Source organism: Kitasatospora sp. MAP12-44, assembly GCF_029892095.1.
Classification (GTDB): Bacteria; Actinomycetota; Actinomycetes; order Streptomycetales; family Streptomycetaceae; genus Kitasatospora.
On record NZ_JARZAE010000004.1, the window covers coordinates 3,830,000 to 3,851,588 of the forward strand.

General features: G+C 72.1%; 20 protein-coding genes. 16 read left to right on the plus strand and 4 right to left on the minus strand.

Annotated features, from left to right (window positions below; genetic code table 11):
* The first annotated feature begins 153 nt into the window (after positions 1-153).
* From P3T34_RS17880 to P3T34_RS17955, 16 genes are all read left to right on the plus strand, one after another.
* The gene (locus P3T34_RS17880; RefSeq protein ID WP_280667026.1) at positions 154-849 is read left to right on the plus strand and encodes a hypothetical protein; all 696 of its coding nucleotides are present in this window, start codon (positions 154-156) and stop codon (positions 847-849) included.
* A complete protein-coding gene (locus P3T34_RS17885) occupies positions 788-1,654 on the plus strand; it encodes a glycosyl hydrolase (RefSeq protein ID WP_280667027.1) in 867 nt (288 codons plus the stop codon). The genes P3T34_RS17880 and P3T34_RS17885 overlap by 62 nt, the downstream gene beginning before the upstream one ends.
* Positions 1,655-1,963: 309 nt before the next feature.
* Positions 1,964-2,095, plus strand: coding sequence for a hypothetical protein (locus P3T34_RS17890; RefSeq protein WP_280667028.1), 132 nt, complete (start codon positions 1,964-1,966; stop codon positions 2,093-2,095).
* Positions 2,092-2,931 (plus strand): hypothetical protein, encoded by an 840-nt coding sequence (locus tag P3T34_RS17895; protein ID WP_280667029.1) that lies wholly within the window; start codon positions 2,092-2,094, stop codon positions 2,929-2,931. Before P3T34_RS17890 ends, P3T34_RS17895 begins: the two co-directional genes overlap by 4 nt.
* A 96-nt stretch (positions 2,932-3,027) precedes the next feature.
* Complete coding sequence (locus P3T34_RS17900) at positions 3,028-3,912, plus strand: hypothetical protein (protein ID WP_280667030.1); 885 nt, start codon at positions 3,028-3,030, stop codon at positions 3,910-3,912.
* Positions 3,913-4,343: 431 nt separating this feature from the next.
* Positions 4,344-5,390 carry a hypothetical protein gene (locus P3T34_RS17905; RefSeq protein ID WP_280667031.1) on the plus strand — a complete coding sequence of 349 codons (1,047 nt, stop codon included), beginning with the start codon at positions 4,344-4,346 and terminating at the stop codon, positions 5,388-5,390.
* Between the two features lie 35 nt (positions 5,391-5,425).
* The gene (locus tag P3T34_RS17910) at positions 5,426-6,940 is read left to right on the plus strand and encodes a DUF317 domain-containing protein (protein ID WP_280667032.1); all 1,515 of its coding nucleotides are present in this window, start codon (positions 5,426-5,428) and stop codon (positions 6,938-6,940) included.
* 206 nt (positions 6,941-7,146) lie between these two features.
* Positions 7,147-8,463: a DUF317 domain-containing protein gene (locus tag P3T34_RS17915; RefSeq protein ID WP_280667033.1), complete on the plus strand. Its 1,317-nt coding sequence runs from the start codon at positions 7,147-7,149 to the stop codon at positions 8,461-8,463.
* A 401-nt stretch (positions 8,464-8,864) separates the two neighbouring features.
* Positions 8,865-10,277, plus strand: coding sequence for a DUF317 domain-containing protein (locus P3T34_RS17920; RefSeq protein ID WP_280667034.1), 1,413 nt, complete (start codon positions 8,865-8,867; stop codon positions 10,275-10,277).
* Between the two features lie 829 nt (positions 10,278-11,106).
* Positions 11,107-11,328 (plus strand): hypothetical protein, encoded by a 222-nt coding sequence (locus P3T34_RS17925; protein WP_280672199.1) that lies wholly within the window; start codon positions 11,107-11,109, stop codon positions 11,326-11,328.
* A 548-nt stretch (positions 11,329-11,876) separates the two neighbouring features.
* A complete protein-coding gene (locus P3T34_RS17930) occupies positions 11,877-13,103 on the plus strand; it encodes an AAA family ATPase (RefSeq protein ID WP_280667035.1) in 1,227 nt (408 codons plus the stop codon).
* Positions 13,100-14,902, plus strand: a complete 1,803-nt coding sequence (locus P3T34_RS17935; RefSeq protein ID WP_280667036.1) for a hypothetical protein — start codon at positions 13,100-13,102, stop codon at positions 14,900-14,902. Before P3T34_RS17930 ends, P3T34_RS17935 begins: the two co-directional genes overlap by 4 nt.
* A 286-nt stretch (positions 14,903-15,188) precedes the next feature.
* On the plus strand, positions 15,189-15,527 hold the full coding sequence (locus P3T34_RS17940; protein ID WP_280672201.1) for a DUF317 domain-containing protein: 339 nt from the start codon (positions 15,189-15,191) through the stop codon (positions 15,525-15,527).
* 284 nt (positions 15,528-15,811) lie between these two features.
* Positions 15,812-16,060: a hypothetical protein gene (locus P3T34_RS17945; RefSeq protein WP_280667037.1), complete on the plus strand. Its 249-nt coding sequence runs from the start codon at positions 15,812-15,814 to the stop codon at positions 16,058-16,060.
* Positions 16,061-16,226: 166 nt separating this feature from the next.
* Positions 16,227-16,649: a hypothetical protein gene (locus tag P3T34_RS17950; RefSeq protein WP_280667038.1), complete on the plus strand. Its 423-nt coding sequence runs from the start codon at positions 16,227-16,229 to the stop codon at positions 16,647-16,649.
* 118 nt (positions 16,650-16,767) lie between these two features.
* Positions 16,768-17,142: a hypothetical protein gene (locus tag P3T34_RS17955; RefSeq protein WP_280667039.1), complete on the plus strand. Its 375-nt coding sequence runs from the start codon at positions 16,768-16,770 to the stop codon at positions 17,140-17,142.
* Between the two features lie 482 nt (positions 17,143-17,624).
* Here the strand turns inward: P3T34_RS17955 and P3T34_RS17960 are convergent, their stop codons facing one another.
* The 4 genes from P3T34_RS17960 to P3T34_RS17975 all read right to left on the minus strand — a co-directional run bounded on the left by P3T34_RS17960 (position 17,625) and on the right by P3T34_RS17975 (position 21,524).
* Positions 17,625-18,020 carry a hypothetical protein gene (locus P3T34_RS17960; RefSeq protein ID WP_280667040.1) on the minus strand — a complete coding sequence of 132 codons (396 nt, stop codon included), beginning with the start codon at positions 18,018-18,020 and terminating at the stop codon, positions 17,625-17,627.
* Positions 18,021-18,147: 127 nt separating this feature from the next.
* Entirely contained in the window at positions 18,148-18,840 is a 693-nt protein-coding gene (locus tag P3T34_RS17965; RefSeq protein ID WP_280667041.1) for a hypothetical protein, read from the minus strand.
* A gap of 131 nt (positions 18,841-18,971) precedes the next feature.
* Positions 18,972-20,189, minus strand: a complete 1,218-nt coding sequence (locus tag P3T34_RS17970; RefSeq protein ID WP_280667042.1) for an ATP-grasp domain-containing protein — start codon at positions 20,187-20,189, stop codon at positions 18,972-18,974.
* A gap of 57 nt (positions 20,190-20,246) precedes the next feature.
* Positions 20,247-21,524, minus strand: coding sequence for a hypothetical protein (locus tag P3T34_RS17975; RefSeq protein ID WP_280667043.1), 1,278 nt, complete (start codon positions 21,522-21,524; stop codon positions 20,247-20,249).
* Positions 21,525-21,589 lie beyond the last annotated feature (65 nt).

The window sequence follows — 21,589 nt, forward strand, 5'->3', positions numbered from 1 at the left end:
CGACGTATCGCCCAACCGCAAGGAGCACTCCCTCTGCCCACCTATCCGGCCCGGCACATCCAGCAGGCCCTGCGCATCCTCGCCCCGCCCGGCACGGTCCGCGTCATCCTGGCCGTCCGCGACCGGGAGGTCAACGGCCGAAGCGGTCCCGCCGTGGACCCCAGCCGCAGTCCCGACTACTCCACCGGCCTGGGCACCGCCGAGACCGCCGACCACGTCCGACGCCTGCAGCACCACGGCCTGCTGACGCCCACCAGCACCACGGGCAGCAGCGACGTGCTGGACCAGCAGGCCACCACCCAAAGCGCCCGCGACCTGTGGCCGGTGTGGTCGAGCGCCTACATGTGGGCTCACAAGTACCGCGCTCCCGTGGGGCCCGGCCCGGTCGCAGTCCCGATCGAGGACACGCTTCGGCTGATCGACCATCCGCTGACCAGCGCGCTGCTGCCCCGGCTGCGGCAGGCCCAGGCCACCGAGGAGGATCTCGCGAAGCCGCTGACCACCGCTGGCCTGGCCGAGTTGGACGGCCATCTCGACCTGCTGCACGAGGCATCGGTCATCAGCAGGCCCTCGCGGCGCTTCGGCGGGCCCCAGGCCCTCGTCCGGATCACTGATGCCGGAAGGGGACTGGCGGACGTGCAGGTTCGCCTCGAGGACTGGTGGCACCAGCACTCGATCTCCACAGCGCCCGACGCCGCTTCAGCTCTGGCCGCTCTGGCCAGCGCGACCAGGGCAGACAGCGCCCGTACGCGCACCGTCGGCGTCCTCGCTGCGGACCCGCCCACCAGTGAGCAGGCGCCCGCCGTCATCTCGTCCGGCCCCGGCCAGCCACCGGCGCAGCGCCGCTGACCCGACGTACCACTCCGGCCCAGGACTTCGCATAGACCTCGACGAACTCGACCTCCGCCTCGACGATCTCACCGCCGCTTCCCCGGCGGATGCCGACACCGAGAGCAAACTCGCCCTCAGTGCGACGGAACTGCACGTGCTGGCTGAGCAGCACACCGCACATCCGCACAGCGCCGATCTGACCGACAGCTACCTGGTTGCCTTCGACAGCGCCGCGATCTACGGCATGTTCCCCGGAGCTCGGCAGATCGCCGCCATTCACATCGCCCGGGACCTGGCCGTCGGCACCTACCGGGCCGATGTTGCCTACCTGCCGTTCGAGTCCCTGGCCCAGCACTGGCTCATCCAGCGCGGAGCCGCGCCGGACCGGTTCCGCGCCAACGAGGACATGGCCCAGACTCCGGCGGACGCCACGACCCGCGCGATCGAGCAGCGGCTGCGCGACTTCGGGCACCGCTACCGGATCGTCGACGACTACACGTACGAGAGCGCCCCGTTCACGACGTGGATCCTGGCCCAGGACGCCCACCCCGACGACCCGGCCTTGCCGTTCCGGATCTTCGTCCAGGAGAGCGTCGAGGGCACCGACAGCTACACGCTGCGCGAAGGCGTCTTCCCCAGCCAAGACGCCGCCCGCGACTGGCTGGACGACCCGAGCGCGCCCCTTCCCGTCGCGCCGGCGACGCCCTCCGCCCGCTCCATCGCTGCCCGCACGCGCACCGGCCCGGTCCTGCAGGGCACACCGCCCCCAGCACCGCTCACCCCACCCGCCGCGACCCGCGACCCCCGCCCACCGCGCCGCTGAACGCCCGCCCCGCACCTGCACCCGCACCCGGAAGGACCATCAGCCATCACCCACCGCAGCGACGCCGACCAGCAGCCCCCGCCCGCCACCCTCAAGCGCCGCCCCCGCACCCGGGAGAGGCGAAGCATCCGGCGCAGCGCCGGCTTCACGCCCGCCGCGTTCGAGGTCATCTGCGCCCGCGCGGCCCAAGAGGGCCTGGCACCGTCGGGGTTCATCGCGGACGCCGCGCTGGCCGCGGCGCTGTCCGCCGAGCCGCTCCGCCGGCCGGAAGCCGACCCTCGCCGCCCGCTCGTCGAGGCCCTGGAATCGGTGGCGTCCGAACTCCGCTGCGCCGCCCAGGCCGTGGAGGCGTCTAGCGGTGAGGGTGACACCGTCGGCGTGCTCGCCTCGGTTGCTCGGCACACCTACGACGTGCTCGACACCGTGATGGAGGCCGCGTGATCCCGGACGTCTCCACCGGCAACAGCGTCCGCCCGCTGCTCGCGTACCTGTACGGCCCCGGCCAACGCGAGGAGCACGAGGACCCGCATCTGGTGGCGGCCTGGGACATGAACGGGGCCCCCGACCCCGGCCGCGACCGGGCCGCCACGCTCACCCGCCTCGCCGCGCGCCTGGATCAGCACGCCGTGCTGCGCGCCGCCGAACTCGGGGCGATGCCGCCCAGCCGGGTCTGGCACTGCGCGGTCCGCACCGCGCCCGAGGACCCGTACCTGGACGACGATCAGTGGGCCGAGGTCGCCCGGCGCGTCGTGCGGGCGACCGGGGTGGCGCCAGACGGTGAGCCCGCGTGCCGGTGGATCGCCGTACGGCACTCACCGCACCACATCCACCTCGCGGCAGTCACCGTCCGCCCAGACGGGCAGCGCCCCCGCCTCTACCGGGACGGAACCCGCGCCCAGGCCGAGTGCCGGGCCATCGAGACGGAGTGGGGACTGCGCCAGATCGGCAAGGGCGAACGGACCACCACCAGCTACCCGACCACCGCCGAAGTCGTGAAGGCCGAGCAGCAGGGCTGGTCCGAACCCTCCCGCATCTGGCTCCAACAGCAGATGCGCCGAGCCCTGGCCCACGCCAGCGCCCCGGAGGACTACTTCACCTCCCTGGTAGTCCAAGGCGTCCTCGTCCGCTTCCGCACCGGCGACGGCGGTGAAAGGGCCGGATACAGCCTGGCCCGCCCCGGCGACGAGGGAGCAGGCGGCAATCCGGTGTTCTTCTCCGCCGGCCGCCTCGACAAGGCACTCACCCTGCCCAGGCTCCGCCACGTCCTGACGCAGTAGCAGACCTGCCAAGACACGAACGACCACGCCCGGCCCAGCCGCCGTCCCCACCGCTTACAGCGCCACCGCGGCCAACTCGGCTGCCGTCCAAAGAACATGGAGTACGCCATCAACCAGCACCAGGCCGTCCCGCCGCAGCTCTCCCCCGAGTCGTACACCCGTGCCCTGGCCGCCTACCTCCCGGGCCCCTGGCACAGCCGCATCGTGGACATCAGCGACGATGAGGAACGCTTCCACCTCTCCCGGCGGATCGTGGACTTCGGCGAGGCCCGGCAGTCCTTCGAGCAGCTCGACTACGACAGGGCATGCCTGCTCACCAGCCCCGCCCGCGAACTGCTGGTCATCCCCTGCCCTGCGCCCCACGAAGGCCAGTACCTGATCGCGCCCATGCGCGTTCTCAACCTGCCCTTCACCCGCGACATCGTGCTTCCCTCCGCCGTCGTCGGCAGGAACGTGGCCCAGGCCGCAGCGGTCGTGGCCGACGAACTCCTGCCGCGCTACGAGCGTGCACTGCGCTCGCTGGCCGACTACGTCGTGGGCAGCTTCGACTGCACCAACGCCCAGATGGCCGCCGCCTCAGCCAACGACGACGAGGACGATGAACCGCTCGACGGCTGCCGCTGGCTCACCTACCCCCAGGACACCGCGCTGCTGCGCACCGCCGCAGCGCAGGTCCTCGCCGTCATCGGACTGCGGCTCAGCAGTACCTCCCCGCTCTCCCACGCCCTGACCGGGGTCAGCGAGTTCGTACGCGATGCCATGCAACTGGAGTGGGACCTGGTGCCGTTGATCGAGGGCGAAGCTGTCACCCGGCTGCTCCAGGTCGCCGGCACCCAGCTCGACGGCCTGTTCGACCCCACCCTGCCCTCGCGGATCGCCGAGTTCGACGCCAAGCCCGTAGAGGAACAGAGCGCCCTGGTCCTGGCCGCCACCGCCGCCCAGGTCGGCCATCTCGCGGCGCCGCCGATCCCGACCTGCTGACGCCGGGCGGCCCGACCCGAAGGGCCGACTTCGACCCGTCTCGCCCTGGAGGGCTACGCCCCGGCGACGTGGACGCTCGCCTCCAGCCTCCGCCACGCCGGCTGGCACGCCACGTTCACCAGCCGGACCCCGCTGCACCTCGTCACCGCCGCAGCGGAGGCGATGAGCCTTCCAACAGCCGTGCCGCGCGCCGAGCGCTCCCTTTCTCCGGACGTCAAGGCCCACCTCGACATCGCCGTCTTCCACAGGCAGACGAGCCGGACCGAAGCGGCCAGGGCTGGCACCGGCCTTCGCCCGCTACCGGCCCTGCCTGCCGGAGCGCCCGCCCCCACCACGGCCACGGACACTCCGATCCACCGCCGCTGACCCAACGCCAGCCTCTCCACTCATTGAGGAGAGTCCCTGCCAACTGTCTCCGAAAGCCACCGACAATGAGCACCGCACCGAGCGACCGCACACCCACCTCCGCCAGGCCGAGCACTCTCCCGACTGCCGGAACTCGCACCGGCCTGCTGGAGTTCACCAGTGCGCTGGCCGGCCAGCTCCCCGGCGAGTGGACCCACTCTCGTTTCGACCTGACCGACCGCACAGCGAAGACCTACGTGGACGAGCAGCTGTGGGATCTGGGCCTGGCCCACGGATCGCTGATGCACGGTGCCCATGAACGCGCAGGCCGACTGCAAGGCCCGGGCGACCGCGACCTCGTCGTCCTGGCCCGACCCGGCCCGCACCGCAACGCGTTCCTCGTCGCCGCCCTGCTACCGCCCATGCTCGGCGTCAACTGGGACCACGAGGACCTCGCCCCGCACGGCATCGCCGTACCCGCAGACGCCGCACGCGCCGCCGCCCGGCTGACCACCAGGCTGCTGCCCCGGCTCGATGTCGCCCTAGGCGACGCCGTCGCCCGCGAGATCGCCGCGTACACACCCAGCATGAGCGAACTCGCAGGCGACCGCACCACCGCCAGACCGCCCGAACCGGCCGTCGACCTTCCCGACATCCCCTCGGTGCCGCCCATGGTGACAAGCCCTCTCTCCAGCGTCGTGCTGCGCGACGCCGCCCGTGAACTCCTCGACCTGATCTGGGAATCGGTCTTCGAGGACGACGTGGATCGGCTCTCGGAGGCGGTGATCGGCGGAGGAGACTTCATCTGCCAGACGAGACGCCTTCCCGAGAGCGCCGCACCGCTGATCGAAGCCGAGGCCATCGGCCTCACGCTGAACGCCGCCGGCCTGCACCCCCGCGGCCCATCCGATCCCCGCTGGCCGGCCATGGTCGCCACCCTCGACGTCGAGCCCCTCGAAGAGCAGCGTGCCCTGGTCCGCCTGGCCGCCCGGCCTCAGCTCAGCACCGGATCTGGCCGCGTGCACGCCGCCGTAACCCGGACCATTCCGCCGGCGCCGCGCGACCCCGCCAACCCTGCCGACCGGCCACCACCTGTGCCGCTGCCCAACCGCACCTCTCTGCCCGGCCGTTGACCCGGCCGGGCACCTTGAACCGTTTGTGAGACACCGTGCCCTCCACTACCGCCACCGCCGACGCCGAGCAGCTGCTGGCGGTGATGCCGGTCCACCTCGCCGGCCCCGGCAGCGAAGACGTCCCCTTTCATCTCGGCGCCTACTTCGAGTGGTTCCGCCCCGAGACCGCCGATCCCGACGTCGTCATGATCAGCCCCTGCAAACGGGCCACCCTGTCCCGCTCGCCCCAATCCCCTGCCGGGCTGGGGCGGTTGACCCTGACCGTGCGGGACGACCTGCTCGGCACGTCGTGGTCGGCCACTTTCGACGAGCAGGCCCCGTCCGAGATCACCGCGTCCGTGCTGTACGCGTTCGCCTACGGCCTGGACCAGTGGCCGGGCCTGGTCCTGCACGGCGCCAAAGGACAGCAGGCCGCCTTCGACGTGCTGCGTCAGGCCGGCTGGCCGACCCAGAGTCGAGACGGCCACTTCGCGGCCATGTCACCGGACCGGCTCGCGTCCTTGTCCCGGCCGCTTGATGCCTGGGAAAAGGAGACGGTGCTCAGCGGCAGCGCCGGCCACGGGACCTGGTCGATCACCTTCAGCGCCCAGGCCCCGGCCGTCCTCGCCGAGCGGGCCGCCGTCGCGATCACGCGGCGCGCGCCGGTCCTGCGGGGCCGAGGCGAACTGCCCGCCGCCCACCTGCCGCACCTGACCACCTCGGTCGCAGCCGAGCCGCCCGGCCGGGGCACGGTTGCTCCCCGCTACCTCGCCGGCCCCGGCGCCTGGGAACCGCCGCGTCTGATCACCGACCGGCGCTGGCCGAACGAGCCAAGCCGCGACGGCGAAGCGATGACCAGCCCGTGCGGGCGCCTGCGCGTCGAGTACGGCCGCTTCCCGGAGTCGTGGTTGGTAGAGGCATGGCCCTCTCCCCGCCGCGGCCCGATGGACTTCCGGGGGTGGCGGGCTGCTTTCTCCCCGTCAACTCCGAGGGAGATCGTCGAGGAGTTCCTCGACGTCGTAGCCGACTCCCTTGCGGTCGACGCGGACCTGGGGACGGACGCGACCGTGGTCGCCGGGCCGGGCATGTCGCTGGGCGAGACCCTCGAACCGCTCACCGCGGCGGGCTGGCACATGCGCCTGGACAGCGGGACGCTCACGCTCCTCGCCCCGGACGGCCACGCCAGCGCCCACATCGACCACGGCCACATCGACCCGGCCCTCGGCCTGAACGAGATCCTCGAACTGGAGCGGCACTTCGGGATGTCTATCGACATGACCGGCGCTCCCGAGCACAGCTGGCGGGCGGTCCTGACCGGTGGCACCCCGCTGCACCTGGTGCGCGCGGCGACCGCCGCCGTGGCCAACCCCGCCCCCGTGCAGCGCAACACCCTCGATCTGCCCCAGCAGACCCGTACAGCCATGGCGGTCACCCCTCTCTCTCCCGGGCCGCCGGCACGACCCGCCGCACTCGCCGCCCGGGTGCGCACCATCCCCGCCCAGAGCACCAGTCCTGTCGCCACGGCCCCCGCCACCGCGCTGCCGCCGAACCGCCCAAGCCGAGGCCGCTGACACCCCCAGAACGGAGAACCTCCATCCCGCAGCACCCCGCCCAGCCGTTGATCGAGGCTGTCGAAGCCGCCGTACGCGGCATCCGGCAGGCCGAACTGACCTTCGACGCGATCTCCGACAGCCTGTGCGACGAGCAGGGCTTCGTCGCCGACCACGCTGCCTGGGACCGTCACGTCGTCCGCCGTGACCTGTCCGCCTGGACGCACATGCAGACCGTGCTGCTGCACGGCTCCGCCTACCTCGACCACGTCCGCCAGAACGTCGTCCGGCTCAACCCTGACGCGGACACCCGCCGCAGCTGGACCTACCACCTGCGCGCGCTGGAGACCGCCCTCGACAATGCCCACCGCCAGCAAGCCGCGTGGCCCGCGCCCGGTCCGTTCCTCGGCGACGACGACCGCAGCCGCGAGGACCTCGCCGCCGAGACATGGAGTGACATGAACGAGTGGGCCCGGCACGGCCCCGTGGCCGCCGATATCCTGCGCCGCGCCGAAAGTCCGGTCGAGGCACCGTCGTTGGCCCAGGGAACAGCAGCGACCCGCACGAGTTCCGGCCCGGTTCTGCAGGGCGCCCCGCGCCCGGCACCGCCCAGCCCGCCCGCCGCGGTGTCGGCATCCGAGCGGCCGGGTCAGCTCGTCCTCGTCTCCCCTCTGTACCTTGCCGGCCCTGGCAGCAGCGATGTCGAGTTCGCCGACCGCCTGTTCTTCGAACAGGGCTGGACCTGCCCCGAGGACGCGGCCGAGGAGGTCGTGCTGCGCAGTCCCTGCCGGCGGGTCAGCCTCGCGCTGGAAGACGGCGCCACGCCCGGCGGCAGCCGGTGGGCGATCATCGCGCACGGCTCTGGCACCGACGTCCCGCTGTGGCGCGTCGCGTTCGACGATCTCACTCCGGTCGAGATCACCGACGCGTTCGCACAGGCGACCGCACGTCTCATCCGTGACGATCCCGAGGAGGCGCTGCACGGCGCCCCCGCGCCCGAGGCGTCGTTCGATGTCGTGAGCTCGGTCGGCTGGACCGTGCAGGACACGCCCCTTCGCCTGCTTGCGACTTCGCCCGACAACAAGGCCGCGTTCGTTCTCGTCGACCGCACCGATCCGACCCAGCCGCTGGTCCTGGCCGCCGATTCGGGCGTTCCTGGCCGGTCCTGGATCGTATCGGCGTCCCAGAGCACGCCGGCGCCACTGCTCGACACGCTCATGAAGACCGCCGCCGTCAGCGGGACAGCACTCCGTCGGCGTGCCGATATCCCCACGACGCACCTGCCGCACGTGACCTGTACCCCCTGGCCTGCGAAGCGGTCCACGGCAGAGCCGGAAGCTCCGTCCTCCGGCGACGCGTACCGGGCCGATTCGGCAGCAGGCCACGCCCAGGCTCGAACGAGTGCCGCCCTCAACGCCGGCCAGGCCCCGGTCCCTGGGCAGGCAGCGCCGGCCGCCGAGTCCCGTCCGACACAAGTCCGCCCGGCCATCGCGCCGATCGCGAGTAGTGCCGGGCCTGTTCCACCAGCCCGTAGGAGGCGCTGATTCCCCGCCAGCCGATGCCCCGGGCGGGCGCCGCCCTCGACCTCTACCCCTACGGTCAGCCAACCTGAACATCAGGCGTGGGCTGCTGGCCGGTGGGGGCCCGTGCCGCCCCGGGCCCGGATTCGCGTGGCTGGCGATGCGAGTGGACGTCGAAGACGATCCGCCGAACCGCCATGGATCGCCCTACGATCGGAAGGCCCCGTCCCCCGCCCGCTTGACCAACCTTCGGCCCGCTCGCCGGCCGCATCATCGCCACGGAGTCCCCGATCGCCGCACCCGCTTCCTCCGAGCAGCTCGTCCTCGTCCGGCCGATCTTCTATGCCGGCCCCGGTACGTACGCCTTCACCGACGTCCTCCTCGCCGAGCACTGCTGGAACCGCAAGGACACACCCAGCGGCACGGTGCTGACGAGCCCCTGCGGACGCCTGGACCTGACGCGCCTGCCCGCCGACACCAGCGGCCGAAGCCACTGGCTGCTGGCCTCTCGCAGCCCGCACCGGGACACGCCGATCTGGTTCGCCGAATTCGACGACCAGGTCCCGAGCGAGATCATCAGCGCCGTCGTGGTGAACACCGCCGTCCTGCTGAACGACGACGCCGACACCATTGCCTATGGCACCAAGGCAGTCGACATGCCGACCGAGATGGTCCAGGCCGTGGGCTGGGGCACCTACTGCGGCGGTCTGGATTTCGTCAGCGTGGCCAGGGACACCGCAGCCGCCCTGTACCACTCCGACAGAGACCCCGACATGCCGATGATGCTCTCTGCAGGACCGCCCAACCTTGATCGCGACTTCAACGACTACCCGGAGCTGGACGACGAGCACAGGCTTCCCGGGCACCTCTGGTCCGCGACGATCAGCAGGCAAGCGCCGGAACCGGTCCTGCTGACGTTCGCTGCGGCAGCCAGCGGACGCTTCCCCGTGCTGCGACGCCGCGACGAGCTGCCCCAGGCCCACCACGCCCGCACCAAAACCACAGCTCTGCCCAAGGCCGGCCCCGGCCTGAGCGCCGTCACTCCGCGCCATCTGGCTGGCCCGGCAAGCCAACTCGAACGTCCCGGCTTGGTCTCACGCTATTCCTGGCCCCACTTCACCAACAGCGAGCGGGCTGTCATCACCAGCCCGTGCGGGCGTCTGCGTGTCGGCGTGGACTTCAGCCCGGCGAGATGGCGGATCCTGGCGGCCGAGTCTGCGAGCGCTCCGACCGACTGGAGCGCCGAGTTCTCCGCAGGAACCCCGCAGGAAATCGTCGAGGACGTGCTCGACGCCCTCGCCGCAGCCGTCCACGACGACTCCGCCCGCGCAGGCAGGACCGCCCTCGACCCCGGTGTGACGCTCACCGGCCAAGACGTGCACGACGCCCTCGACAGCACGGGCTGGCGCGCCCAGGCCAGCGAGAACGGCATCATCGCCATCGCCGATGACGCCCGCAGCATCGTCACCATCCGCAACCGCTTCGGCTACCAAGGGCGCGACCCCTACAAGGAACTCGACCGGCCGCTGCAGCATGCCGGAATGACCATCCGCGCCATGGCGGGCACCGGGTGGCACGCCACCTTCAGCGAAGGCACCCCTGCGTTCCTCCTACGCGCCGCCGCCCAGGCCCTGACCAGCGCCGATCCCGTACAGCGCGACCGCCAGTCCCTGCCGCTCGATGTCATCCCGCATCTGAGAACCATCCGCGCTCCGCGTATAACCCGTCAGAACGCGGCCACCGCCCGCAGCCAACACCGGCCCGCTGCATCAGCCCAGACGACTACGCCCCAGCCGACCGCGCCTGCTGGCGCCCCCCGAAGCGGGCTCGGACGCTGACCGCGCCCTTGCCGAAGGGTGCCGTCCTGCCACTCTCGGCAACCCCTTCCACCTCATCCTGACCAGCCCCGGTGCCCCACCAACGGGTGGAACTGGCTTGCTGTCAGCACTGCGGCTGTCCGGTCTCGGTGACGGTTGCGGAGTCACAGGCCCTGGCGCGCGGTTCGCCGTGATCGATGAGGCGGATGGACTGCGATTCGTTCGTTGATCATGGCAGTTCTGCTCGCTGCCCGTTCGCGCCGCTGCGGGCACCACGGTGCCGGCGGGCCGCCCGGGCTCCGTTCCCCGACCCCCCAGCCCCCGCAGCGGTGAGACCCCCAGGCCCCGCAGCGGTGAGACCCCCAGGCCCCGCACCGCCGAGTCCCGCACCCCGGAACACGGCTGGCACCGGCCGCCCAAGCCCTCCAAGCCCCGAACCGAACATCACGGAGAAATCCTGACCTCGCATCCTCTCGACTCCGTCGCCAACGTCAAGGCCAGCGCCGCGACACTGCGCGAACTCGCCGCCCACCTCACCACAGTCGACACCGATCAGCTCGACCAACTCCTGGAACACCTCCTGCAGGACGGCGGCCTGCTCCACGCCGCCGAGCGGCTTCTCGCCCGTGCCCGTACCGCGGTCAACCCCGACCTCGACGAGACTCACCCCGACCCGGACTCCGTCCCCGCGTACACGCTCATGCACGCCCTGGCCAGGATCGACGAGGACCTGAACGACCGCCGCATGGAGGCGCTCGAATCCCTGTCGGCGGCCCGCACCCTCGTCGTCCCGGGGCCCTCGCCCGTCCACGAGGCGGCGGCGCCAGCAGAGCGCACCGCCCAGCCGTTCGTGACGATCCGGCACACCAACACCGGCGAGATCACCACCACCCGCTTCAACGCCGCCGCCCGGCGGATCCTGCTCCAGGCCGGCTTCGAGGAGACTCCTGGCGGCGCCTGCCCAGCGCCGGAAACCAGCACGGACCGGACGCACGGGCCTGCTCGGCAGCCAGCGAGCTGCTCGCCGCCGGCCACCCCGTGCGCCTGCACCGAGCACTCGGCCAGCCGGTGAGCGCCGACGGTACGCCCCTGCCGGGCACACCCGTACAGACCCGCGACAAGACCTCCCACGCCGAGGCCGCCCGCACCGCCCGGCCCAGCCGAGGGCCCGGGGCCCGGGCGAACCGGCCCAGACAGACCCCGTGAGCGGGCCGACCTCGCCCCCCACGGCCCCGGTGATCCTCCCGCCCCTGTACCTCCGACGACTGTCCCTGCCCGCTTCGGTGACCGGCAGGAGCGCCCGGACCGGCTCGAACCCACCAGCAGCCTCGCCGTGACCGTGCCCCTGCTCCTGGAGACCTCCTTGCCCACCGATACCGATATCGACCCGCTGGTCGCCGTCCGCCCGTTGGAACTCGCCGGCGCCGGTACTCCCGCTCAACGCGCTCGGGGCCGTGCCCTCGAACACCGGTGTCTTCCGCCTGCGTGAGCGGACGGTCCGGTGTACCCCCTGCCGGGCCGGTCGCCGACGTCGGCACAGTCCGTGATCCGCTCCGAGAGCGGCCCGCCTTCCAGCACATTGCCAACCGCCCGCACGCGAACCCGTTGAAGGATCTTGCTTTGACCACACCCGGACCGCCCGTCAAAACAGCACACGCCAGGCCCGGCGAGCTGCGGGCCAAGGTCGCCCGAATGTTGGCCGACCGGCCGGCGGACACGCTCACCATCGGGGAAATATCCAAGGCACTGGGCCACTCCCACGGTGCTGTCCAGCAAGCGGTCAACACGCTGGTACGACGCGGCGAGGCCGACCAGCCCGGTGCCGGAACGAAGTTCCGCGCGAACGCGAAGACTGCCGCCGCCGCGCAGGCCGCGGTGATCAGTCCGCCGGGAACGCACTCTCCCCGCGCCGCCGCGGCCACGGCCCGCACGACCGCTCCCGCAGCGACCGCGCCTGCAGCGCCCGCGTCCAAGCCGGGCGGCCCGATCCGCCGTGCGGGGGGCCAGCTCTACCACCCCCGGGAGCTGGCCGACCTGCCCGACGTCGAGGCGCTGAATCGTCTACGCGACGCCGACGTGCCGGTGCTGCTCTACGGTCCCCCGGGCACCGGCAAGACGAGTCTGGTCGAGGCCGCGTTCCCCGATCTGCTCACCGTCGCAGGCGACGGCGACACCACGGTCGGCGACCTGATCGGCGAGTACACGCAGGACGACGGTGGAGGCTATGTCTTCCAGTACGGTCCGCTGATCACCGCGATGACCGAGGGCCGCGCCCTGCTGATCGACGACGCCACCTTGATCTCGCCGAAGGTGTTGGCGGCGCTGTACCCGGCGATGGACGGGCGCCGCCAGATCCAGGTCAAGGCCCACCGGGGCGAGACCATCAAGGCCGAGCCGGGCTTCTACGTGGTGGCGGGCCACAATCCGGGCGTACACGGGGCGATCCTGACGGAGGCGCTGTCGTCCCGGTTCAGCGTGCAGATCCAGGTCGGTACGGACTATGACCTCGCCCTGGCCCTGCGGATCGATGCCCGGGTGGTCCGGGTCGCCCGAAACCTCGCCCGCCAGGTCGAGCTCGGCGAGATGGGCTGGGCCCCCCAACTGCGGGAGCTGCTCAGCTACCAGAAGACCGAGGCCGTCCTCGGCACCAAGGCCGCGCTCGCGAACCTGATCGGGATCGCTCCCCTGGAGGACCGCGACGCCGTCGCCACCGCCGTCGGCAAGATCGCCGGCGTCAAGGACGTCGCGCCCCTCACCCTCGGCCGGCAGCTCTCCGCCACGACCGCTTCGGCCGCCCAGCAGCCCCCGGGCAACACCGGCTCCGCGCACCGGGGCCGCTCGCGATGAACGCCCATCACCACGTCCAGTCCCCCACCACCACGCCCGACGACGACGCCGACCTAACGCGCTGGGACGACGACGGTGCCCCGCCCGCACCGCCCCGCTCCTCCCCGGCCACGTGGCTGCGCGTGGGAGCCGAGCTCGGCGACCGGCTGGTCGCCCTCTCCGGCCGCCAGGACCTGCTCGTCACCTGCCGCCCCGGCACCCGCAGCGGCGCACCGGCCGCCTTCTTCCCCGCCTTGGCGGAGATCGAGTTCGACGCCGCTCTGTTCGCCCCTCTCCAGCCCCACGAGGTCCGTCCGCGGATCCTGGGCGACGAGGAGCACTATCCCGCCGCCTGGGGCGTGTTCGTCCACGAGGCCGCCCATGCGGCCCACACCGTATGGGAGCCGCCGGCCGGCGCGGAACCCCGCGTCGTCGAAGCCGCGCTCCTGCTGGAGGAGAGCCGCGCCGAAGCCGCCCACCTGCTCAGGCGGCCCACCGACCGCAAATACCTGCGCACCGCCGCCCGCACTCTGGTCATGCCCGACATCGCCAACCCCAGCGTCCAGGGCGTCGAGCAAGCCGCCAGCGTGGCGGCCCTGATACTCGGCCGCCGTGACGCCGGCATCCTGGACGCCGGCGAGACCAAAGCCGTCGCCGACCTGTGCGAAAAGGTCCTAGGCGCCGACCTGCTGGCCACCCTCACCGGCATCTGGACCGCAGCCCACCGGTGCGCCGACCACGACGCCACCACCATGCTCGAGCACGCCCAGGACTGGTGCGACGCCCTGGACACCGCTGCCCCCGCCCTGCCCGCCCCGCCGGCGGACCTCACCGATCTGCTGTCCGGCGCCGTGACGGTCGTCCTGGACAACACGGCCGCCAACGACGCGGCCGACCTCGCGGCACAGCTCGCCGCGACCAACGCCATGGCCGCGCAGTCCAGGGCACAGGCCCAGGACCGCGCCCAGCAGGCCGGCCAGCGACGCAAAGCCGCCGCCACCGCCAAGTCCGTTTTCAACTCGCGCGGCACCACCGTCAGCCCCGACGGCACACCGGCGCCCTACAGCAACCCGATCACCGGCACCCGCCGACCCACCGCCGCCGAGCAAACCGCCGCCGCGCGCCTGAGCCGCGCCCTACGCGCCGCCGCCTACCGCGAACGCACCGAGGAGCGGACCACCAGCCCCACCCCGCCCGGCCGCCTCAACATGCGCCAGGCCCTCGCCCGCGACGCCCAGCGCGCCGCGGGATCGATACCCACCGCAGAACCCTTCACCCACACCCGCCGCCGCAACTCCCCCACCCCACCACTGCGCGTGGGCATCGCCGTCGACGTCTCCGGCTCCATGAGTGCCGCCTGCGGGCCCGTCGCATCAGCTGCCTGGATCGTGGCCCGCGCAGCGGCCCTGACCGACCCCGACTCCCGCACCGCCACCATCGCCTACGACCATGATCTGACCGCACTCACCCGCCCCACCCACCGGGCACCAGACCGCGTGACAACGTTCGATGCCAACGGCGGCAGCCACAACCTCGGCGACGCCATCGACGCACTCGACCACGGCCTCGACCTCAGCCGCCCCGGCACCGGCCGCCTCCTCGTGATCGTCACCGACGCCCAATACACCAGCGGCGAAACCGCTCAAGCCGTCACCCGCATCAAACGCCTCACCGCCGCCGGCTGCGCCGTACTCCAGCTCACCCTCACCAAGGAATCCCGCCACCTGCCAGGGACCACCCTGCTCCACCTGCCCCGGCCCTCCAGTGCTCCCGCCGCCATCGCCACCGCCGCCACTGCCGCCATCCGCAGGACACGCTGAGGCGCCGTCATACGACCACGATGATCAGACGCAGAAGCCCCTGTCCGCCGGGTTCATCGAGACAGGACACCCCTTCCACCTCATCCTGACCAGCCCCGGCGGCGCGCCCCGCCAACGGGTGCAACTAACTCACCATCAGCACTACAGCCCCGGCTGCAAGTCCACCCTTGCACCCGGGGCCGTAGTGCGTTCGCCTGCGGCAGACAGGAAACGCTATGTACAACGGGAAATCCAAGCGAACATAGACGCCTCCCACCCCCTTCGGAAGGCGTTCTTCTTGACCCTGGTGCTCTCCGCCCCCTCCGTCACAGGCCCGCGCCCCGGCGACGCCATCGCTCACCGCACGTGGCTGCTCGGTCCCGGCAATCCTCACCTGATCGACTCGTTCATCTACGAGCACCGGTGGTCCTACGCCATCGACACCTTCGGCAGCGTGCACACCAACAGCCCCGACGGCACGGTCTACCTCGGCTATCAGCCCGACAACCCGAACGCCGACACCTGGACCATCGCCGTGGTCGGCACCAGCCTCCACCCCGGCTGGAAGGCCGTGTTCGACCGGGAAACGCCCGCCGCGCTCGTCCTGGACCTGCTCAACGCCATGCTCAACCGCACCACACGCTGACCGCCACGACGCTCACCGCGCCAGCACGCCCACGCCCCCAGCCGAAAGGCCCGCCCCATCGCTCTCGTAGGCGCCCTGAACCTGGCTCTTCAGCACACTCTCTTCCGGGTCCGACTCCTGGCCGCTGAGACCGTTCTCCACGGCACTGCGCCCCTTCCTCGGGGCCTTCAGGGCTGACCGTCCCGTGGTGCAGCCCGCCCAGCTGGTTGCCACGGTTGACGTCACCACGCGTGCCCCGGCGCTTCCCCTCCTCCACACCGCCCGCCCCGTTTCAAGGGAGCAGTATGTCCACCGACCTGGTCACCACCGAGCAGACCGCGCCCGGAAGCCGCCGCAAGCTGGTCCTCTCGCTCTGCCTGAGCAACATCCCTGTCCTGATCACGTCCGTCTATCCGCTCTGCATGGTGGCGGGGCAGGTCAACGGCCCGACGTGGCGCTCCCTGGTCATCGTCCTGACCTTCGACGCGCTCATGCTGGTCGGAACCGACGTCTACGCGAAGATCCGTGACCACCGTAAGAGCACAGCGGTCTGATCCGGGATCACGCCTGCGGGCCGACGCCGTTCACCGGACCCGCAGGCGTGAAGCCCGCCCACCACGCATGGCCGGAAGTCCGGTCGGTGTGCGGGCAACCGGATTCGATCGCGCAGGCATCGGCGGCCGGACGCCGAGTCATCAACGTCCAGTAATAGGAGTGTCATTGGTCCTCCAGTGTCTGAGCACCACTCGCGGAACCCTCGACGACCTCGGCCGGGCCTTCGGCACCGGCTACGGCGCCGCGAACAGCGACGGCGGGCGGGTGCGCTACAGCGTTCTCGGCTACTTCATCCGCCCCTACGGCTGCCGCTTCCTAGCGGTCGTCTCCGGGCTCGACGTCCCAGGCGCCGTCGGCCAGCCGCATCCCCTGGTGGGCCGCTGGGGCTGGGCTGATGCCGACGACTTCGACGACCTCGTCGTGGTCCACCCCGTGCGCCGAGGCGACGGCGCCGGACGCTCGTTCTGCCACCACCACATCGTCTCGTCCCCCACGCGGCCGGTGTGCCGGTTCTGCCGCGTCCGTCCGCCGGGGCCTGCCTGCGCATACTTCGCCGAGTCCCGCTTCGCGCCTTTGCCGGAGGCGTGACTCGGACATACGAGGCCCCCGTGCTGTTGACCACCGGCCTCCCGTCCGATCGTCGACAGCGCTTGCCGCACAATGCCGCCCCTCCCTGCCCCGACCCGCTCGTGTCCCCGGAGGACGAATGCCGTACCGCTCCAGCCGCCGACTCCTTCTCCTGCCAGCCGTCGTGGTCACCTGCAGTGCTTTCGCCTTGTGCGCCGCCGCCGCGATCACCGGTGCGCTCCGGCAGGACTTCGGCCTGGTCTCGCTCACCATGGCTGGTTGCTCAGGCGCCGTCGCCGTGTTGTGCGCGCTGAGCCGACTCTCCGACCGGCTGGTCGACCGCACGCTGCTCGGCGCGCTGCGCGAACACCCCGGCCCGACCGAGGAGCACCTCACCCGGAAGTTCGACGCCCGCCCGTCCCTCGTCCGCCTGAGCCTGCGGCGGCTGGAGCTCTCCGGCCGGGTCACCGCCGAGACCGACGCCCAGGGCGCCGTCCGCTACCGCGCAAGCTGACCGCCCATCCCGCTTCGCTACGCCCTTCGCCCAACTCCGAGAGGAATGGACCACGTTGGCCGCTCACCGCGCCCGCTACACTGTTTTGCACCCTGATCGCTCGACCTGCCCGCCGGCCCATAAGTACACGTCCTCGGGCAAGCCCAAGACGGACGGCTGTGACGGGAGGATCGGGTTCGCCGTGAGCTGCCTGGGGTGTGACTTCACCGGCGAGGCCACCTTGAAGGTCGTGGCCGAGAATTCCTTTCGGCGCCACGTCGGGCAGGCGTCCCGGCCGTAGCCGAAGCCTGACCATCAGTAGGTGACCAAGGGCCGGCCCGCGTTCAGCGCGGGCCGGCCCTTGGTGTTCCTGCCTCCCGGCCCGTCGGCCGACAACGGCTGAGGGCGCCCGCCGATCCCGTGGGATCTCGGCGGGCGCCCTCAGCGCGTCGTCAGCAGGTCCGTCGCTGCCGGATGGCCAACTCTTCCAGCGACCAGGCCGGTTACTCCCAGATCGCCCCGGCGAGCAGTCCGTCGAACCCGAGTCCGGTGACGGCCTGGTCGAAGTCCGCCCAGGCGCGCTGCGGAGTGCCGTACACGCTCTCGAAGAACTCGAGGTTGAGGTCCTCGGGCCACTCGTACGCGCAGCGGCAGCGGACGAAGACCTGGGGGCCGACGCTCAGCAGCAGCCAGTCGCGCCCGGCGCCGCACTGCGAGCAGGTGATCGGGATGCCGCGGGAGTTCAGCTCGCCGGGATGCGGGACAGCGCGGATCACCAGCTGGCCGGCCACCGGCTCGGGGATGGCCGGCGTGAGATCGGGGAAGTGGAACATCGTTCCGTCAGGCGTGGACTGGGGGTTCGGCTCGTAGGAGTTCGGGTCCATGTCGCCCTGCGGCACGCGTATCGCCTTTCGTCGTCAGGCTCGCTATAAGCCGCTGACGAGGCGTTTTATTCCCGATCTCACCGACTGTTACCAAGCCGCGATCTTGATGGGTGGCGGTCCGGGCCGCGGGAGCCGCCCGGCTCTACAGGCCGAAGTACCGCTGCCACGCCTCGCGCCGGTCGCCGTGCAGGCGCCGGGCGGTGTCCAGCAGGTAGATCCCGCCCTGGAACGGACGGAAGCCGACCGACTCCCACAGCCGCCCGAGCCTGGCCTTGGCCTGCGCTCGGGCGGCCTCGTCGCCGTCGAGGTCGCGGCCGAGCGGAGAGGGTTCACAGGCGACTGCGCAGCATCCCGGCGACAGGCGCCGGACGGCCTCGGAAGCGGCCAGGGCGCCGATGCCGAATCCACGGTATTCGGCTGCGAGTTGGACGTGTTCCATGACGAGCAGGTCTCCGACCGGCAGTTCGATGTGGTCCTCGAACCGGGTGGACCAGTTGAGCCCGGCCTTCCTGGTGGTGTGGGGGTCGATGACCGCCGCGACGGCCTTCTCGACGTCCGCGGAGTAGGCGTCGGCTGCCCTCCATGCGGAGTGCCGTGTGTGGTTGCGGATCCGCACGAAGCTCATGGAGCCGATGGTCGCCTCGGTCTCGCCGTGGTTGCAGCCGCCCGGATCGCTGCAGGTCTCGGTGAGGTAGCAGGTGATGTCGACCTGCCACTGCTCGATGGTGTCCTCGTAGCCGAGCGGGACGGCGGGGTGCTCGAGGCTGTAGTGGAGGCTGATGTCACCGCCGCCGAAGGCGAGTTCGTTGGCGGGGCGGCGCGGGGTGTAGGTCATCGCTGTCCTTGGGCTGCTGGCCGTGTTGCACGGTGTGGAGGTCGTCGGCTTGCGGTGGTCGCGCCGGCTTCGGTGGCGCGTGGGCTGTTCGTGGTGTCCGGGCGCGGCGCCCGGACCCACTGGTGCCGGGGCTACTTGATCTGGATGTCGAGCAGGGCGGTGGCGTCGGTGATGCGCTGGCGGCACTGGCCGAGGTCGTGGCCGGTGACGACCAGGTAGCACACGCGCAGGTCCCCGGGGCTGTCGTCGGCCTGCGTGCCGAGGTCGTCGCCGGTCTTCCGCAGCCAGACCAGGCGCTCCAGCCATGGGAGTTCGGTGAGGTCGCCGTGGAACTGGGCTCGGGTGAGGCGGCCGGGGCGGGGTGCGGTGGGGAAGGACAGAGCCGTGGTGCGGGACCAGTTCGGGGAGAGGTCGGGCTCCTGGCCGCGTGCGATGGCCGCTGCGGCGGCCGGCAGGTCGATGCCGGTCGCCTCGAAGACCAGGTGCGGGACGAGGTCATCGCCCAGGCGCGCGTTCACGTCGATCAGGCGCGGGCCACGCTTGGTCATGGCGATCTGGACGTGCGAGATGCCGTTGGCGATGCCCAGCGCGTCCAGGGCGGCCTGGGCGAGGGGCCCGGCCTCGGCGAGCAGCGGGTCGTCGGCGGTGACGCTGAAGCCGAGCGCCGAGAACTGGGGCTGGGGGCCGACGGCCTTGCGGGCGAGGGCGACGGCGGTGGTGACACCGCGAGTGGTGACGCACTGCACCGCCACCTCGGGGCCACTCAGGTACTCCTCGACCAGGACGCCCCGGCCCTCGCGGCCCTGGCCGTCGGCGTAACGGGCGGCGTAGGCGTACGCGGCGGGCAGTTCGTCGGCGTTGTCGGCCTTGACGACGCCCAGACCGTGGCGGTGGGCGACCGGCTTGAGGACGACGGGGAAGCCGATGTTCTCGGCGGCGTCCTGGGCGCTGGCCAGGGAGGAGGCCCGTTCGGAGGCGGCCGACGGGACGCCGGCGGCCGACCAGACGGCGCGGGCGACGGCCTTGTTGCGGCAGGCGACGGCGGTGGCCGAGCTGTTGCCCGGCAGACCGAGGTCGGCGGCGACGTGGGCTGCGGGCACGAGCAGGAACTCGTCCCGGGTGAGCACCCCGTCGATGCGGTGGCGGGCGGCCAGGCGCGCGACGGCCGCGCGCAGGTCCTTCAGGTCGAGGGGGTCGGCGATCTCGTGGTCGCTCAGGTGGGCCAGCTCCCAGGTCGGCGCGTGCGGGGCGATGAGGGCGACCGGATACGACTGGGCGATCTGGCCGAGGCAGTACTCGCCGTCGGCGCCGGCGTCGGTGGTGATGACGATCAGGACACCATCTGTCATACGGTGCAAATCTCCAGAGTCCAGGCGGGAAAAGGGGATCGGGAAAGAGAAGGAGGATCAGGTCGTCTGGGGGGCAGCGCGGCTGGACCGGCCGACCGCACGGGCTCGGGGGGCGTGCAGGACGAGCAGCGTGCCGACGACTGCCCAGATCAGCACCTGCGTCGCGGGTGTCAGCAGCGCCGGCACCGCGCGGGTGGGCACCGCGGCCACCACAAGCCCCGCCGCGGACACCGCAGCGAGCAGCACCGCGCCAGCCTGCAGCGCTGGCCGCCTGGCGAATCGCAGGTCGGCGCAGGTCGCCGACAACGCCACGGCGCACACGCCCTCGGCGGCCGTGAAGGCTGCGAGGGCCGCCGTGCAGGAGCTCACCGTGGTGGTGAGTGCGGCGGCGGTGCCGGCCGCGCAGGTCAGCACGGCGGCGGCGAGAGCGAGCCGGTACGGGCCGAGCAGGGCAAGCAGGCGCCGAGCCACGACGGCGGCGCTCTGGCCGGCGGCGACCGCCACCGTCCAGACCAGGTCGACGGCCACGGCCTGCCGGTGCCCGTGCCCGGTGACAGTGACGAGCGCGGCTGCCGCGAGCACGCTGGTGGCGGCCGTCACGGCGGTGAGCGCCACTCCAAGGCGGGCGACTGCCCCGCCCGTGATGCGCACCCCGGTCGCGGGCCCGGGCACCGCACCCCGCCGCACAGCCGCGGGTCCGGGCAGCCACATCGGCTGGACGCCCGCCGTGGCGAGCGAGACGGCCGAGAGGATGGCGGCGGTGGCCAGCAGCAGCGCGGGGCCGGCCAGCAGCAACGCGCAGGCCATCGCCGGGCCGGCCACAGCGGCCAGCTGGTCGATCAGGTCCAGGCGCCGCTGGACGTGCCGGCCCTGGTGGTCGGCGCGCCGCACGGCCTCCGCATCCAGGCGGCTGGCGGCCAGCACGCCGACCGGAGAGGCCGCTGCGGCGAGCGTGCCGAAGCCCAGGAGGACGGCGAGGTGGCCGCCCGGGGCGAGCGCGGTCATGGCGGCCAGCACCGTCACCAGGCGCACCGCGCCGACCGTCTGGGTGGCCCGGTAGGGGCCGTGGCGGTCGACCATCGGTGCGGCCAAGGTGCCGGCGAGCAGGCGGAGCGTCCACTCTGCGCCCAGCGCCACAGCGGCCCACGCCGGGGCGTGTGTGGCGGCGAGCACCGCCAGCGGCAGCGTGTAGGTGACGACCGAGCCCGCGAGCGCCTCTCCGGCGCGCAGCAGGTAGCAGCGCGCGTACCAGTCCCGCCCCCGGCTCGCGAGGGCGTGCTCGGCGCCGGTCGCCACGCTGGTCGGCGCGTCGGGTGCGTCCGTGAACGGGAACATCGCTCTCCTGGGGGACGGGGTGATGGTGGCAGGGCTGGTGCGCCTGCCGGCGGAGCCTCCAAGGG

Coding starts and splice junctions, on each gene's coding strand:
- P3T34_RS17900 (WP_280667030.1), top strand. CDS start 3,028: ATGGAGTACGCCATCAACCAGCACCAGGCCGTCCCGCCGCAGCTCTCC.
- P3T34_RS17905 (WP_280667031.1), top strand. CDS start 4,344: ATGAGCACCGCACCGAGCGACCGCACACCCACCTCCGCCAGGCCGAGC.
- P3T34_RS17915 (WP_280667033.1), top strand. CDS start 7,147: ATGCAGACCGTGCTGCTGCACGGCTCCGCCTACCTCGACCACGTCCGC.
- P3T34_RS17935 (WP_280667036.1), top strand. CDS start 13,100: ATGAACGCCCATCACCACGTCCAGTCCCCCACCACCACGCCCGACGAC.
- P3T34_RS17945 (WP_280667037.1), top strand. CDS start 15,812: ATGTCCACCGACCTGGTCACCACCGAGCAGACCGCGCCCGGAAGCCGC.
- P3T34_RS17955 (WP_280667039.1), top strand. CDS start 16,768: ATGCCGTACCGCTCCAGCCGCCGACTCCTTCTCCTGCCAGCCGTCGTG.
- P3T34_RS17965 (WP_280667041.1), bottom strand. CDS start 18,840: ATGACCTACACCCCGCGCCGCCCCGCCAACGAACTCGCCTTCGGCGGC.
- P3T34_RS17970 (WP_280667042.1), bottom strand. CDS start 20,189: ATGACAGATGGTGTCCTGATCGTCATCACCACCGACGCCGGCGCCGAC.
- P3T34_RS17975 (WP_280667043.1), bottom strand. CDS start 21,524: ATGTTCCCGTTCACGGACGCACCCGACGCGCCGACCAGCGTGGCGACC.